This is a genomic window from Streptomyces sp. NPDC047049 (assembly GCF_040643995.1).
GTDB lineage: Bacteria > Actinomycetota > Actinomycetes > Streptomycetales > Streptomycetaceae > Streptomyces > Streptomyces mooreae.
The window spans coordinates 658,929-671,294 of record NZ_JBEYVM010000001.1; the positions used below are offsets into that span (position 1 = coordinate 658,929).

Below are 12,366 nucleotides of genomic sequence, written 5' to 3' on the forward strand. Positions count from 1 at the left end.
CGCGGGACGTTCCGGATGCGCCGCCGGTGCCCCGCCGGGCCGTCTGCTGCTGCGTCTGCCTGTCATGCACGCCGATGGCCCTTCTGGTCCTTCTGATACTGGTGAGGCGAGCGGTGCTCTAGGGGGGAGGGTGCGGCAGCGGCGGCCGACGGTGTCGGCTGGGGCGGCAGGGCCTGCTGTGCCGTCAGCGTCTGCTGTGGCGGCAGGGGAGGGCGGGTCAGATGCCGGTGCTGGGCAGCAGCAGTATGGACTCGGGGTCGAACCGCAGCCACTGCGGACACGCGCTCGCGCTGCCGGGCAGGGTGCGCAGCCGGCACCACAACTCGCCCGAGCCGTCCGTCCACCAGGCGTTGATCCGCCCCAACGCCCATCCGCCGTCCGCGTATTGGACCTCCACCGGCTGATAAACCCATCGCACCTCCGCCTCTGGGGGCGGGCAGTCCCAGGTCAGGAGTCCGCACCTCGTTGCCATCTCCCCCTCCGGCGGCGCCTGTTGCGCAGGTGCGCGCCACTGTACCGACAAGGTCTACAGAGTTGTAGAAGTTGCCCGGTACGGTTACGCACCGCGCGGGTGCGCCGTGCGTGCCCCGTGAGGGTCAAGGGTCAGTGTGCCCCTAGAGGGGCGTTGCTGCCTTCAGAACAACGAACAGCGCTACCGCGGCGTTGAGCGCGGAGACGGCGGAGGCGGCCGTGCCCGCCGCGGCGACCAGGGCCGCCAGACCGGCCGGGGTCAGCGCCGGCGGCCAGTGGCGGGCCGGCGGCACGGGCCCGAGCAGCGCCACCACCCGGCGCGGCACCGGCCCCGGTCCGGGCGCCGCGAAGTGCGCCAGCCCCGGTTCCGGCGCGGACCGGGTGACCAGCGCCGCCTTGCCCACCGCACGCGCGGTCAGCCGCCGGTCGCCGACCACCTGCGCCGCCTCCTCGTCCGCCCAGCGCTCGGTGGCGAAGGCGACCGCGGAACGCAGCGGCAGCAGCAGCGGGTTGACGCAGCCGGCCAGGCGTACGACGAGCAGCGAGCGGTGGTGGCGGCAGTGCAGATGGGCGCGCTCATGGGCGAACAGGGCCCGCCGCTCGTCGCCGTCCAGGCTGCGCAGCATCCCGCGGGAGACCGCGACCCGGCCGGGCCTGGCGGGCCGTCCGGGGCGGGCCGGGGTGCCGGGCACGGCGTAGGCGTAGGGCTCGTCGTCCGGCAGCACCGCGGGATCGGCGTCGGCCGGCAGCCCGTTCAGCGCCCGGTGGGTACGGGCCCGGATACGGCGGTGCCGGCGCAGTGCCGCCCCGCACACGGTGAGCGCGGCGGCCAGCAGCGGGATCGCGGCGACGCCCGCGACCTCGGCGAACGGGACCGCGGCCCGCACCTGGGGGTCCGACCAGCCGTCGGGCAGCGGATTGCCGCGCAGTTGGGCGGTGCCGACGACCACCAGCAGACCCAGGCACAGCGTGCTGCACAGGCCGAGGACCGCGGCGAGCAGGGTCAGCAGGCGGGTGGTGGCGCGGGGGTGGAGGTGCTGCTCCGCGAGCCGGGCGATCGGCAGGGCGGTGAGCGGCAGGACGAGCGGCAGGAACACGAAGACACCCACCGGTCAGCCTCCGCGCGCTTCGTCCGAGGGGTGGTGCCGGGCGGGGGGCGTGGGGGTGCCGGCCGTTGTGGGGCCCTCGGTCGCCGCGGTGTCCTCGGCCGGCGTGGTGTCCTCGGTCGCGGTGGGGGCCTCGGTGGCCGTGGGGGCCTCGGTGGCTGTGGTGTCCTCGGTCGCCGTGGGGTCCTCGGCCGCGTCGCGGTCGAGGAGGGTGCGCAGCAATTGCTCGTCGTGGGTGGAGAGCGCGGAGACGAAGCTGGTCAGTACGGCGTCCCGGTCCGGTTCGCCGTCCAGGACGCGGCGCATCCGCAGTGCGGCGAGCCCGGCCTCGTCGGCGGCCGGGGTCCAGAGGTAGGCACGGCCGGACCGCTCGCGGGTGACGGCCTGCTTGGCGTGCAGCCGGGAGAGGATCGTCATCACGGTCGTGTACGCGAGGTCGTCGCCGAGCCGTTCCTGCACCCAGGCGGCGGTGACCGGCCCCGGCGCGTGGTGCAGCGCGGCCAGTACCTGGGCCTCCAGCTGGCCCTGCCCCCGCCTGCGGGCGCGCTCCCGTCCGGCGCCGCCGAAGTTCCCGAAGGCCTTCCCGCCCATGCCGTCGCCTCCCGTCGCTCCGGGTGTCCCGCTGGCCGGGACGTCGGGGCATCTTACTGAGCGGCCTGGTCCGGGCGGCTCGTCGCGTGCCCCGGATCCGGGCGGGCCACCGGGCGCCGTATCCGGGGCGGTGGTCCGCTCGTACCGTCGCCGGACGCCACGGACTCCGGCCGCTAACTTCTACACTCCTGTAGATTTTGAGCTCACCCCGAATGCAGGCAACACCTGGAGGGAAGCCATGGGAGTCTCGCTGGCCAAGGGCGGCAACGTCTCGCTGTCGAAGGAAGCGCCCGGACTGACCGCGGTCACGATCGGCCTCGGCTGGGACGTACGGACGACGACGGGCGCGGACTACGACCTGGATGCCAGCGCGCTGCTGTGCACCGAGGCGGGCAAGGTCGTCTCCGACGCCCACTTCGTCTTCTACAACAACCTCACCAGCCCCGACGGCTCGGTGCGGCACACCGGTGACAACCTGACCGGCGAGGGCGAGGGGGACGACGAGGCCGTCGAGGTCACGCTGTCGACGGTGCCCGCCGAGATCGCAAAGATCGTCTTCCCGGTCTCCATCCACGACGCCGAGAGCCGGGGACAGAGCTTCGGCCAGGTCCGCAATGCCTTCATCCGCGTCGTCAACCAGGCGGACGGGGCGGAGCTGGCCCGCTACGACCTGAGCGAGGACGCTTCGACCGAGACCGCGATGGTCTTCGGTGAGCTCTACCGGAACGGCGCGGAGTGGAAATTCCGCGCCGTGGGCCAGGGGTACGCCTCCGGCCTGGCGGGGATCGCGGCGGACTTCGGCGTCAACGTCTGACCGCTGAGCCGCTGAGCCGCTGAGCCGCTGAGCCGCTGAGCCGCTGAGCCGGTGCCAGGGAAGGGCGCGGGGACGGGTGCGGCACCCGTCACCGCGCCCTCTCGCCCATAACCACCCACAACGGGATGTAACGGCCACCCGCGGGGTACCTTGGAAACACCGGAACGCCGAAGGATGCCGAGGGCGCCGAGGGCGCCTGGGGACGCCCAGGGAGCCCGGGGAGGCGCGCATTCGGTGAGGTGAGCACCATGCAGACTCTGTGGACCGTGGTCGTGCTGCTGGCGCTGGTCGCGCTGGGGGCACTGTTCATCGCCCGGGTCAATGCCCAGGGGGCCGGACGGATGGCCCCGCACCGCTACGCGGACTGGAAGCAGTCGCTGCGGGACCGGAAGCACAGGCCCCCGCACGAGCACGACGATGCCCACCCCGAAGCACCGCCGGCCGCGCCGCCGGCAGCAGGGCCGCCGACGGCCGCCCCACCGACGGCCGCCCCACCGACGGCCGCCCCACCGACGGCCGCCCCACCGACGCCACCGGACAAGGCAGGTGGCGACCCGTGACGTCCACCGCCCGAGGCCACCCGTCGGCACGGGACTACGACGGGACCTCCCCGTTCCCCGACAGCGGCACCGAGCACCCGCCGACCCCCGGCCGCCGGATGTACGTGACGGTGACCGCCGTCATCGTCATCGCCCCCTTCGTCGGCCTGGCTGTCGCCATCCCCCTCCTCTGGGGCAGCGTCGTCCACCTCACCGACCTCGTTCTGCTGGCCGTCTTCTACGTCATCAGCGGCCTGGGCGTCACCATCGGCTTCCACCGCGGCCTCACCCACGGCAGCTATACCGCCGCCCCCGCGCTGCGGGTCGCGCTCGCCCTCGCGGGCTCGCTCAGCTTCCAGGGCGATGTCATCGACTGGGTCGCCACCCACCGCCGCCACCACGCCTACACCGACCGGCCCGGCGATCCGCACTCCCCCTACCGCTACGGCACCAGCCTGCGCGGTCAGCTGCGCGGACTGGTCCACTCGCACATCGGCTGGCTGTTCGGCAACGACCCCACCTCGCACCGGCGCTTCGCGCCCGATCTGCTCGCCGACCCCAAGATCCGCGCGGTCGACCGGGCGTTCCCGCTGCTGTGCCTGCTCACCCTCGCCCTGCCGTTCGGGCTGGGCTGGGTGCTCGGCGGCTCCTGGGTCACCGCGCTGACCGCCCTGCTGTGGGCCGGGTTCATCCGGATCGCGCTGCTGCACCACGTCACCTGGAGCGTCAACTCGCTCTGCCATGTCATCGGGGAGCGGCCGTTCCGCACCCGGCGCCACGACCGGGCGACCAACCTGTGGCCCCTGGCCCTGCTGTCGTTCGGGGAGAGCTGGCACAACATGCACCATGCCGACCCGACCTGCGCCCGGCACGGCGTCGACCGCGGTCAGCTCGATGTGTCCGCCGCCGTCATCCGGCTCTTCGAACGTCTCGGCTGGGTCTGGGACGTGCGGTGGCCCGACCCGGCCCGGGTGGCGGACCGCCGCATCAGGAGCACCGCATGACCACCGCCGGGGATCCCCACCCAGCCCCTTCCCGCCACCACGCCCCGCACGCGCCACCCCTCGTCGCCCGGCTGACCATCGCCCCGCACACCGATACGGTGCGGTGCATCGACGGTGTCTGGTGGCCCCACTCGGCCGACCTGCTGGCCGAACTCCCCGAGCTGCTGGCCGCGCTCCCCTTCGACTGGCCCCGGATCACCCACGCCACGGTGAACGGCGCCCCCTGGTCCGCCCTCCCGGCCCACACCCTCGTCGAAGGCCATGTCGTCCGCCTCCGCAGAACCACCGGCCGCCCCGGCCCCGACACCATCTGCCTGGTCTCCCCCGGCCACGGCCGCTGGGACCTGCTGATCATCCCGCCCAGCACCCCCGAGCCGGAGGCCGTGCGCATGATGGCGCAGATGGCCCGCACGGGTGAGCTGACACCGGCCTGAGCGGGAGCAAGGGTCGATGGGCTGCATGGGCTGCATGGGCTGCATGGGCTGCATGGGCTGTGGGGGCTGCATGGGCTGCGTGGGCTGCCCCATGCCAACGGGCAGTCGGCGGCGGCCGTTTCACGTGAAACGGCCGCACCGGCCGAGGACGACGCCGCACCACCCCGAAGGCACGGCCGCGCCGGGCATCGCTAGCCGAGAATCCCCCGGTCGTACGCCACCGCCACTGCCGCGGCCCGGTCCTTCGCGCCCAACTTGCCGTAGATATGGGTCAGATGGGTCTTGACCGTTGCCTCGCTGATGAACAGCACGGCGGCGATCTCACGGTTCGAGGTGCCCTTGGCGACGAGTGCCAGGACCTCGCGCTCGCGGGCGCTGAGCGGTTCGTTGCCCGGTGACCTGACCCGTGAGACCAGACGGGAGGCGACCGCGGGCGAGAGCACCGTACGGCCCTCGGCCGCCGCACGGACGGCCGTGAACAGTTCCTCGCGAGGGGTGTCCTTGAGGAGGTAGCCGGTGGCACCGGCCTCGATCGCCGGGAGGGTGTCGGAGTCGGTGTCGTAGGTCGTGAGCACCAGCACTTGGCAGCGCGGCGCCCGGCGCGCCAGCTCGACGATGGCCGCGACCCCGCCGCCGCCCGGCATCCGCAGATCCATCAGGACCACATCGGGGTCGAGGCGGGTAGCGAGTTCCACCCCCTCGATGCCGTCCCCGGCCTCACCCAGCACCTCGAAGCCGGTGGCGGAGGCGAACATGCCGCGCAGACCGTCCCGGACGACGGGGTGGTCGTCGACGATCAGGACGGTGACGGGGGCGGCCGGGCCGGTGCGGCCGCTGGGCTCGGTCCGTTCGGCGCGCTCGGTTCGCTCGGTGTGTTCAGCCATGGCGGACCAACGGTACGCGTGCGGAGACGGCTGTTCCCTGGCCCGGTTCGGACTCGATGCCGACGGCGCCCGCGATCCGTTCGGCGCGTGCCCGCATCCCGCCGAGGCCGAAGCCGCCGGTGCGTTCACGGGGCGGCAGCGCCGCCGGGTCAAAGCCGCGGCCGTCGTCGCGGATGTCCAGGGTCACCTCGTCCCCCATGTACGAGAGGGTGACGCCGACCCGCGAAGCATCCGCGTGCCGACGGGCATTGGCCAGGCCCTCCTGAGCGATCCGCAGCAGGGTGGCCTCGACCTCGTCGTGCAGCGGCTCGGCGGTCCCGGTGACGGTGAACTCGGCGCGCACGCCCGCCACGGCCGACCATTCCTCGACGGTGCTGCGCAGGGCATCCGGCAGTGCGGCATGCTCCAGCACGCCGGGGCCCAGGTTGTGCACGGAGCGACGGGCCTCACCGAGGCTGTCGCGGGCCAGCGCCATGGCGCGCCGGGCGTGCCCGCGGGCGGCCGCCGGGGCGCTGCTCTCGGTGGCGGCCTCCAGCTGGGTGATGATGCCGGCCAGGCCCTGCGCGAGAGTGTCATGGATCTCCGCGGCCAGCCGGCGGCGTTCATCGGCGATGCCCGCTTCCCGCGCCTGGACCAGCAGCTGTGCGTGGAGGCCGACGTTCTCCTCCAGCGCCGACTCCAGCCGGGCGTTGGTGCGTGCCAGCTCGGCGATGGTGGCGGCATTCGCCGCGGCGTGCTCGGCCTCCTGGACGGCGATCCGGCTGAAGACCAGGACCAAGGGGGCGTTGAGGAGGAACAGCAGCCCGAATGCCACCCAGTTCACGGCACTCGCCGGGGGCAGCCCACCGGACTGCGAGCCGGACATGATCACCGCGGTGCCCAGCAGCCCCGCGCGGACGAAACGCGGTCGCAGCAAGTGCGAGGCATCGAAGTAGCCGAGCACCGCGTAGATCGCGAAGAAGGGGTTCAGCCAGGTCAGCGCGAAGGCCAGCAGAAAGCGGACGAGGTAGTGGACTTGCCCGGCCGGTGCCTGCGCGGGCAGCCGGTAGCCGGCCCGGCTCCACCACACCTGGAGCGCCAGCGCGGCCGCCACCAGTACCCCCGCCGCCCACGGCTCCTGTCCCGGCAGCAGCTCGTCAGCCGACGCGGCCGAGGTCAGGACCCCGAGGCCGAGCAGGGGGTAGCCGCCCCACCGCCGGAAGTTGTGGTCCCACTCCTGCTGCGCGGAGCTGCGGGGCTGCGCGAGCGTGGGCGAGCCGCGTAAGACCGGTGGCCCGGTGACGGGTCCCGCCGTCCCGCCCTTGCTGTCGACGCTTGCCATGCGGCCAGTGTCTCCCGGGCGGCGTGCGGACCCCCGGACTCCGGTCGCCACCCTCACTCCCACCGGAAGCGACGCCTGGCCACGTGGCCCAGTACGAGGGCCCACACCGCCAGCACGGCGAGATGCGACCAGCCGGGCCAGTGGCCGGACGAGGCCTGGGTAAGTGCCTGTGAGGCAGCGCCGAACGGCAGCAACTGGACGATCTGCTGCAGCGTGTCCGGCATCGACTGGACCGGACCCCACACCCCCGCCGTGAACATCATCGGGAAGAACACCGCCGAGCCGGCCACACTCGCCGCCTTGGTGGTCGGGGAGAGCGCGCAGAGCAGGCAGCCCAGGGCGAGCGCGCTGCACAGGGTCAGCACGGCCGCCAGCACATAGCCCACGAGCTGCCCGGGCAGCGCCACCCCGAAGGCGAGCCGGCCGACGGTGAGCGCCAGCGCCATGGAGACCACGGTGGCCCCGCCGTGCAGGGCGATCTGTGCGCCGAGCAGCGCCGCGGGCCGTACCGGGGTCGTCGACATCCGGCGCAGGATGCCGCGCTCCCGGTAGCCCGTCAGCACCGCGGGCATCACCTGGATTCCGGTGGTGATCGCGGCGAGCAGCAGGGCCACCGGCACATACAGATCGATGGTCCGCCGTCCGCCCAGCGACGGATTGGCCTCCCGGAAGGAGGGGATCAGGCCGAGGATGGTCAGCAGCAGGGTCGGGAAGACCAGGATCCAGAACAAGGACGCGGGCTCACGCAGGAAGAGCCGGGCCTCGGTCTTCAGGACGGCGCGCGAGACGGCCGCGGCCCGGGTCTTCGGCGCGGCAGGCGGGTGTGCCGGGGCGGATGTGGTGGACGTGGCGGGCATGGCGGGCACCTCAGGCTTCCTGCGCGGTCAGATCGAGAAAGGCGTCGTCGAGCGTGGCGTCGCCGACCCGTAGTTGACGTGCGGTGATGCGGTGCCGGGCCAGCAGGGAGATCACCGCGTCGACCGTGGCGTCCGTGCCGTGGATCACCAGCCGCTCACCGGCGGACCCCGGCGCGCCCCGTCCGTCGGTCCGGCCGCTCCGTTCCACGGACCCGAGCTGTGGCAGCGCCGCCAGCTCGGCCGGGTCGAGCGGGGCCGACGGCGTGAAGGAGATGACGACGGACCGCGAGGCCTTGCTGATCAGACCCGCCGGGGTGTCCAGCGCGGCGACCCGGCCGCGGTCGATCACCGCGATCCGGTCGCACAGCCGCTGGGCCTCCTCCATGAAGTGCGTGACCAGCAGCACCGTCACCCCGGAAGCACGGACCTCCTCGATCAGCTGCCAGGTGTCCCGGCGGGCCCGTGGATCGAGGCCGGTGGTCAGCTCGTCGAGCACCACCACCCGCGGATTGCCGATCAGGGCAAGCGCGATGAACAGCCGCTGCTTCTGGCCGCCGGAGAGCTTGCCGAAGCGTGCGGAGAGCCGGTCGGTGAGGCTGAGCCGTTCGACGAGCCGGCGCCAGTCGGCCGGGCGGGGATAGCAGGCGGCGTAGAGCTCCAGCGCCTCTTGCACGGTGAGTTTGTTCTGCAGCTCGCTCTCCTGGAGCTGGGAGCCCAGGATCTGGGTGACCCGGTCGTGGTCGGCGACCGGATCCAGCCCGCCCACGCGCACCGTCCCGCCGTCCGGGACGCGAAGGCCCTCGATGCATTCGACGGTCGTCGTCTTGCCGGCGCCGTTCGGGCCGAGGACGCCGAAGATCTCTCCCTCCTCTACGGCGAAGGAGACCTCGTCGACCACGGCCCGGCCCCCGTAGACCTTGCGCAGACCGGTGACTTCGATGATTGCCATAACCCGAGAATCCGCCCGGCGCCCCCGGTGGCACATCGCCCGACCCGCTCGGAACGGCATCAACCGATCGGTTGACTGGAGGCTGCGACCCGTCGCCGGCCTGCCGTCCGACGGCTGTGGCTACTGCGTACGGGTGGTGTTCATCGGAAGAACGCCGATCCGGGGGCGTCGGTCCGTGAATCCTCCCATTGCGTACTCATCATAAGAAAACGCAACAGAAGCGACGCCATCCAAGCAGTGCACCGGAAGCGGCGCAACTGAAGCGAAGCAACCGAAGTGAAGCGCCTGAAGCGAAGCAACTGAAGAAGCACAACGAAGCAGACGCAACGGATCTCTCGGGGAGATCCTGACCGAAAGTGAGGGGCCATGGCTGCGACCAAGGTCATGAAGTTCTGGGCGGTGTGCCTTGCCGTGCTGGGCAAGCTGCTGGCAGCACTGGGTGTCTCCGCGACGGCCTCGGCCGCGCGCCGGGATGCCGCACTGTACGAGCGGACCCTGGGTAACGAGAAGGCGGGCACCGACGCGCCCGCGGCCGAGGCCCCGGAGGAGGTGAGCTGCGGCGCACCGGACCGCGGTCCAGGGACCAGAACCCCTGCCGTGCCCGCGCCGCGCGCCGTACCGCTGTACTGCCAGGCCGGTCCCGCCCGGCGGATGTTCGCCCGGCCCGAGCTGCCGCCGACGATCAAGCAGCGCATCAGCGCCGAGGCCCATGGCACCTCGCCCGGTCTACGCACCCGCCTTCGTTCCCGCACCGAGCCGACGGCCGACGAGTCCGCCGCCCCGGCCCCGGCCTCTGCTCCTGCCGGTACCGGGCCGGACACTGGCGCCGAGGCGGACGCCCGCCCCGCGGTCGTTCCGGCGGCCCGCCGCCATGCGCACACCGCTCGCGCCGTCTGAACCGGGCGGCAGCTGTTCTGAAGCCGGTACCCGGCCCTGGGAAAAGGGCGCAACGACGCGTGACAGCTCCGGCGGACACGCACGCCGAGCGAAGGCTCACGCCGAGGGACCTCACAGCGAGCGAATGCTCACACGGAGTCCATTCCGGCGCGGACGTCGGCGAAGGAGCGTCGTAGAAGCAGCGCAGACCGACATGTTCCACGTGAAACAACGGCAGACGTGACTCATCCGCAGACGTGACTCACCCGCAGGCTTGACTCATCGCGGGCATGAACCAACCGCCCGCAGACGTAAATCAACGGCAGACGTGAACCAACCGCAGACGTGAACCACCCACAGACGTGAACCACCCACAGATGTGAACCACCCACAGACGTGAACCACCCGGACTTCCCGGGGATCCCGTATACCTGAACCACCCGCCCTTCACCCGGAGTTGTCCGGCTCAGCCCCCGAGCGGGGCGTCGGTCCCCGGACCCCCTCCCAGCTCCAGCCCGAGCTCCGCACGCAGCGCACGCGTGTCGGGCTTTCCGTTGGCCGTGAGCGGGAAGTGGTCGACGACATGGACCGCATTGGGCTGTTCATACTCCGCGAGGTGTTCGGCGAGCCGTCGGCGCCAGGTGAGCGGAGCCTCCCCGTCGGGGTCGGCGACCACGAAGTGCAGTGCACTGCCACGGCGTTGGTCCTCGACCGCCAGTACTTTCACCGGCCGGCCACAGGCCTCGGCACGGCGTTCCAGGCTCTCGGGGTAGAGCGTGAAGCCCAGCCGGTGCACGGCCTGATTGCGGCCCACCACCCGTACGGTGCCCTCGGCGTCGACACTGCCCAGGTCGGCCGTCGGATACCACGCGTCCGGGTCGACCGGCGTGAGCGAGCCGTCCTCCTGGAGGTAGCCGGCCATCAGCCCGGGTGAGCGCACCTCGATGCCGCCGAGCTCGCCGGGGCCGGCAGCGCTGCCGTCGGGGCGCATGACGCGCAGCCGTACGCCGGGCAACGGGCGCCCGCAGCCGTGCGGTGCGTCGGGGGTGGCCAGCGCGACATTGCCGAGTTCCGTCAGACCGTAGCCGTCCAGGAGTGGGCGGCCCATCGTCGTGTGGAAGGCCTCGGCCAGCGGAGCGGGCAGCGGTGCGCCGCCCACGCCCCAGAGCCGTACGCCGGCGAGTCCGGCGCGTACCTCCGGGCGGCGGCGGACCACGCCGAGGAGCGAGTGGTACGTGGACGGGGCGGCGTCCACGGCGGTGGCGCCGTGGGCCGCGGCCTGGCCGACGGCCGCGTCGAGCCGCTGGTAGGGGGTGACCAGCAGGGTGCAACGGGCCAGCCACCACAGCAGGATGACGGAGAGACCGTACTGGTGCGAGAAGGGCAGCAGCGGCGCGAGGACGTCGTCCTCCCGGTAGCCCATGGCCTGGATGGTGCGCAGCGAGTTGTCGAGGACGGCCCGGCCGGGCTTGATGATGCCCTTGGGCCGTCCCGTGGTGCCCGAGGACCACAGGACGAGGGCGTCGGGGCGGCGGAACCAGGCCCCTGGACCGGCGGGGCCGGGCGGGGGCGCCGGGGCGTCGGCGGCGAGCCGCGGGTAGTGGATGACGCGCCGGTCGGGGATGCCGGGGAAGCCGGTGGCGCGGTCGGCGGCGGTGACCAGCCAGCGGGCCCGGGCCTGGCGGCCGGCCGCGGCGGCGTCGGCGCCGGAGAGCCGGTGGTCGAGCGGGATGAGTGAGGTGTCCAGCTGCATCAGCGCCAGCAGGGTGACGACGTAGTCGACGCTGTTGTCGCCCTGCACCAGGACCCGGTCGCCGGTGCGGAGGCCGAGCTCCTGTAAGGCGTGGGCGGTGGTGCGTATCCGGCGGCCGAGCGCCGGGCCGTCGAGGCGGCCGGTGGCGCCTGGCGGGGCCGCGGTGCCGTGGGCCGGGGCCGCGGTCCCGTCGACGAGGCGGGCGGCGGCGACCGGAGGGGCGATGGTGTCGGTCATGGGTGGTCCGATTCCGTGGTGTCGAGCGGCCGCCGGGCGGGCCGCGGTGCGGCGGCCGGGCACAGCAGCGAGGACGTGGTGGTGGCCACCCGGGCGCCACCCTCGTCCCGGAACTCGCAGTCGAGGGTGAGGAGGGGGCGGCCGGCCAGGGTGGTGGCGGTGAGGTGCACGGTCGCGTGCAAGGTGTCGCCGGCGTGAGCGGGGCGGGCATGGCGCAGCGTCTGCGCGCGGTGCACGGCGCCCTCGACGGTGACGGGGGCCGGTTGCCGGCGCAGGAGTTGGTCCTCGGCGTGGCCGGCGAGGGCGGCCAGGTAGGTGGGCGGGGCGATGACGTCCGGGTGGCCGAGGGCGCGGGCGGCGGCCGGGTCCGTGTAGGCGGGGTGGGGGTCGCCGAGCGCGGCGGCGAAGGCGGCGATCCGCAGCCGCTCGATGGCGTACGGGCCGCAGCACAGCGTGGTGGGCGCCACCGCACCGCCCGTCGTCGCCCCGCCCGCCGTCGGCCCGCCCGTCGTTGCCGCGCTCTCCGACAT

General features: G+C 73.1%; 14 protein-coding genes. 5 read left to right on the forward strand and 9 right to left on the reverse strand.

Going from position 1 to position 12,366, the window contains the following annotated elements:
• Positions 1-217: 217 nt before the first annotated feature.
• The 3 genes from ABZ851_RS03065 to ABZ851_RS03075 form a co-directional block, all read right to left on the reverse strand.
• Positions 218-397 (reverse strand): hypothetical protein, encoded by a 180-nt coding sequence (locus ABZ851_RS03065; RefSeq protein WP_361121244.1) that lies wholly within the window; start codon positions 395-397, stop codon positions 218-220.
• 217 nt (positions 398-614) lie between these two features.
• Positions 615-1,580 (reverse strand): M56 family metallopeptidase, encoded by a 966-nt coding sequence (locus ABZ851_RS03070; RefSeq protein WP_361121247.1) that lies wholly within the window; start codon positions 1,578-1,580, stop codon positions 615-617.
• Between the two features lie 3 nt (positions 1,581-1,583).
• On the reverse strand, positions 1,584-2,168 hold the full coding sequence (locus ABZ851_RS03075; protein WP_361121250.1) for a BlaI/MecI/CopY family transcriptional regulator: 585 nt from the start codon (positions 2,166-2,168) through the stop codon (positions 1,584-1,586).
• Between the two features lie 238 nt (positions 2,169-2,406).
• On the opposite strand from ABZ851_RS03075, the gene ABZ851_RS03080 reads away from it, so the two are divergent.
• The 4 genes from ABZ851_RS03080 (at position 2,407) to ABZ851_RS03095 (ending at position 4,959) form a co-directional block, all read left to right on the forward strand.
• On the forward strand, positions 2,407-2,982 hold the full coding sequence (locus ABZ851_RS03080) for a TerD family protein (protein WP_361121253.1): 576 nt from the start codon (positions 2,407-2,409) through the stop codon (positions 2,980-2,982).
• A gap of 248 nt (positions 2,983-3,230) precedes the next feature.
• Positions 3,231-3,542, forward strand: a complete 312-nt coding sequence (locus ABZ851_RS03085) for a hypothetical protein (RefSeq protein WP_361121256.1) — start codon at positions 3,231-3,233, stop codon at positions 3,540-3,542.
• Entirely contained in the window at positions 3,539-4,525 is a 987-nt protein-coding gene (locus tag ABZ851_RS03090) for an acyl-CoA desaturase (protein WP_361121259.1), read from the forward strand. Before ABZ851_RS03085 ends, ABZ851_RS03090 begins: the two co-directional genes overlap by 4 nt.
• Positions 4,522-4,959, forward strand: a complete 438-nt coding sequence (locus tag ABZ851_RS03095) for a DUF5994 family protein (protein WP_361121262.1) — start codon at positions 4,522-4,524, stop codon at positions 4,957-4,959. The genes ABZ851_RS03090 and ABZ851_RS03095 overlap by 4 nt, the downstream gene beginning before the upstream one ends.
• Positions 4,960-5,150: 191 nt before the next feature.
• Here the strand turns inward: ABZ851_RS03095 and ABZ851_RS03100 are convergent, their stop codons facing one another.
• The 4 genes from ABZ851_RS03100 to ABZ851_RS03115 are packed head-to-tail and all read right to left on the reverse strand — an operon-like array spanning position 5,151 to position 8,970.
• Positions 5,151-5,843, reverse strand: a complete 693-nt coding sequence (locus ABZ851_RS03100) for a response regulator transcription factor (protein ID WP_361121265.1) — start codon at positions 5,841-5,843, stop codon at positions 5,151-5,153.
• Positions 5,836-7,164 (reverse strand): sensor histidine kinase, encoded by a 1,329-nt coding sequence (locus ABZ851_RS03105; RefSeq protein WP_361121268.1) that lies wholly within the window; start codon positions 7,162-7,164, stop codon positions 5,836-5,838. The genes ABZ851_RS03100 and ABZ851_RS03105 overlap by 8 nt, the downstream gene beginning before the upstream one ends.
• Before the next feature lie 53 nt (positions 7,165-7,217).
• The gene (locus tag ABZ851_RS03110; protein ID WP_361121271.1) at positions 7,218-8,021 is read right to left on the reverse strand and encodes an ABC transporter permease; all 804 of its coding nucleotides are present in this window, start codon (positions 8,019-8,021) and stop codon (positions 7,218-7,220) included.
• Between the two features lie 10 nt (positions 8,022-8,031).
• Positions 8,032-8,970, reverse strand: coding sequence for an ABC transporter ATP-binding protein (locus ABZ851_RS03115; protein ID WP_336047401.1), 939 nt, complete (start codon positions 8,968-8,970; stop codon positions 8,032-8,034).
• A gap of 366 nt (positions 8,971-9,336) precedes the next feature.
• On the opposite strand from ABZ851_RS03115, the gene ABZ851_RS03120 reads away from it, so the two are divergent.
• Positions 9,337-9,867 (forward strand): DUF6344 domain-containing protein, encoded by a 531-nt coding sequence (locus tag ABZ851_RS03120; protein ID WP_361121275.1) that lies wholly within the window; start codon positions 9,337-9,339, stop codon positions 9,865-9,867.
• A gap of 445 nt (positions 9,868-10,312) precedes the next feature.
• On the opposite strand, the gene ABZ851_RS03125 is transcribed toward ABZ851_RS03120, so the two are convergent.
• Complete coding sequence (locus ABZ851_RS03125) at positions 10,313-11,836, reverse strand: class I adenylate-forming enzyme family protein (RefSeq protein ID WP_361121278.1); 1,524 nt, start codon at positions 11,834-11,836, stop codon at positions 10,313-10,315.
• Positions 11,833-12,366 (reverse strand): MaoC family dehydratase N-terminal domain-containing protein, encoded by a 534-nt coding sequence (locus ABZ851_RS03130; protein ID WP_361121281.1) that lies wholly within the window; start codon positions 12,364-12,366, stop codon positions 11,833-11,835. The genes ABZ851_RS03125 and ABZ851_RS03130 overlap by 4 nt, the downstream gene beginning before the upstream one ends.

Excerpts from the sequence above, each read along its gene's own strand:
- ABZ851_RS03115 (WP_336047401.1), bottom strand. The coding sequence starts at position 8,970 with ATGGCAATCATCGAAGTCACCGGTCTGCGCAAGGTCTACGGGGGCCGG.
- ABZ851_RS03080 (WP_361121253.1), top strand. The coding sequence starts at position 2,407 with ATGGGAGTCTCGCTGGCCAAGGGCGGCAACGTCTCGCTGTCGAAGGAA.
- ABZ851_RS03110 (WP_361121271.1), bottom strand. The coding sequence starts at position 8,021 with ATGCCCGCCACGTCCACCACATCCGCCCCGGCACACCCGCCTGCCGCG.
- ABZ851_RS03120 (WP_361121275.1), top strand. The coding sequence starts at position 9,337 with ATGGCTGCGACCAAGGTCATGAAGTTCTGGGCGGTGTGCCTTGCCGTG.
- ABZ851_RS03130 (WP_361121281.1), bottom strand. The coding sequence starts at position 12,366 with ATGTCGGAGAGCGCGGCAACGACGGGCGGGCCGACGGCGGGCGGGGCG.
- ABZ851_RS03100 (WP_361121265.1), bottom strand. The coding sequence starts at position 5,843 with ATGGCTGAACACACCGAGCGAACCGAGCGCGCCGAACGGACCGAGCCC.
- ABZ851_RS03085 (WP_361121256.1), top strand. The coding sequence starts at position 3,231 with ATGCAGACTCTGTGGACCGTGGTCGTGCTGCTGGCGCTGGTCGCGCTG.
- ABZ851_RS03105 (WP_361121268.1), bottom strand. The coding sequence starts at position 7,164 with ATGGCAAGCGTCGACAGCAAGGGCGGGACGGCGGGACCCGTCACCGGG.
- ABZ851_RS03125 (WP_361121278.1), bottom strand. The coding sequence starts at position 11,836 with ATGACCGACACCATCGCCCCTCCGGTCGCCGCCGCCCGCCTCGTCGAC.
- ABZ851_RS03075 (WP_361121250.1), bottom strand. The coding sequence starts at position 2,168 with ATGGGCGGGAAGGCCTTCGGGAACTTCGGCGGCGCCGGACGGGAGCGC.
- ABZ851_RS03095 (WP_361121262.1), top strand. The coding sequence starts at position 4,522 with ATGACCACCGCCGGGGATCCCCACCCAGCCCCTTCCCGCCACCACGCC.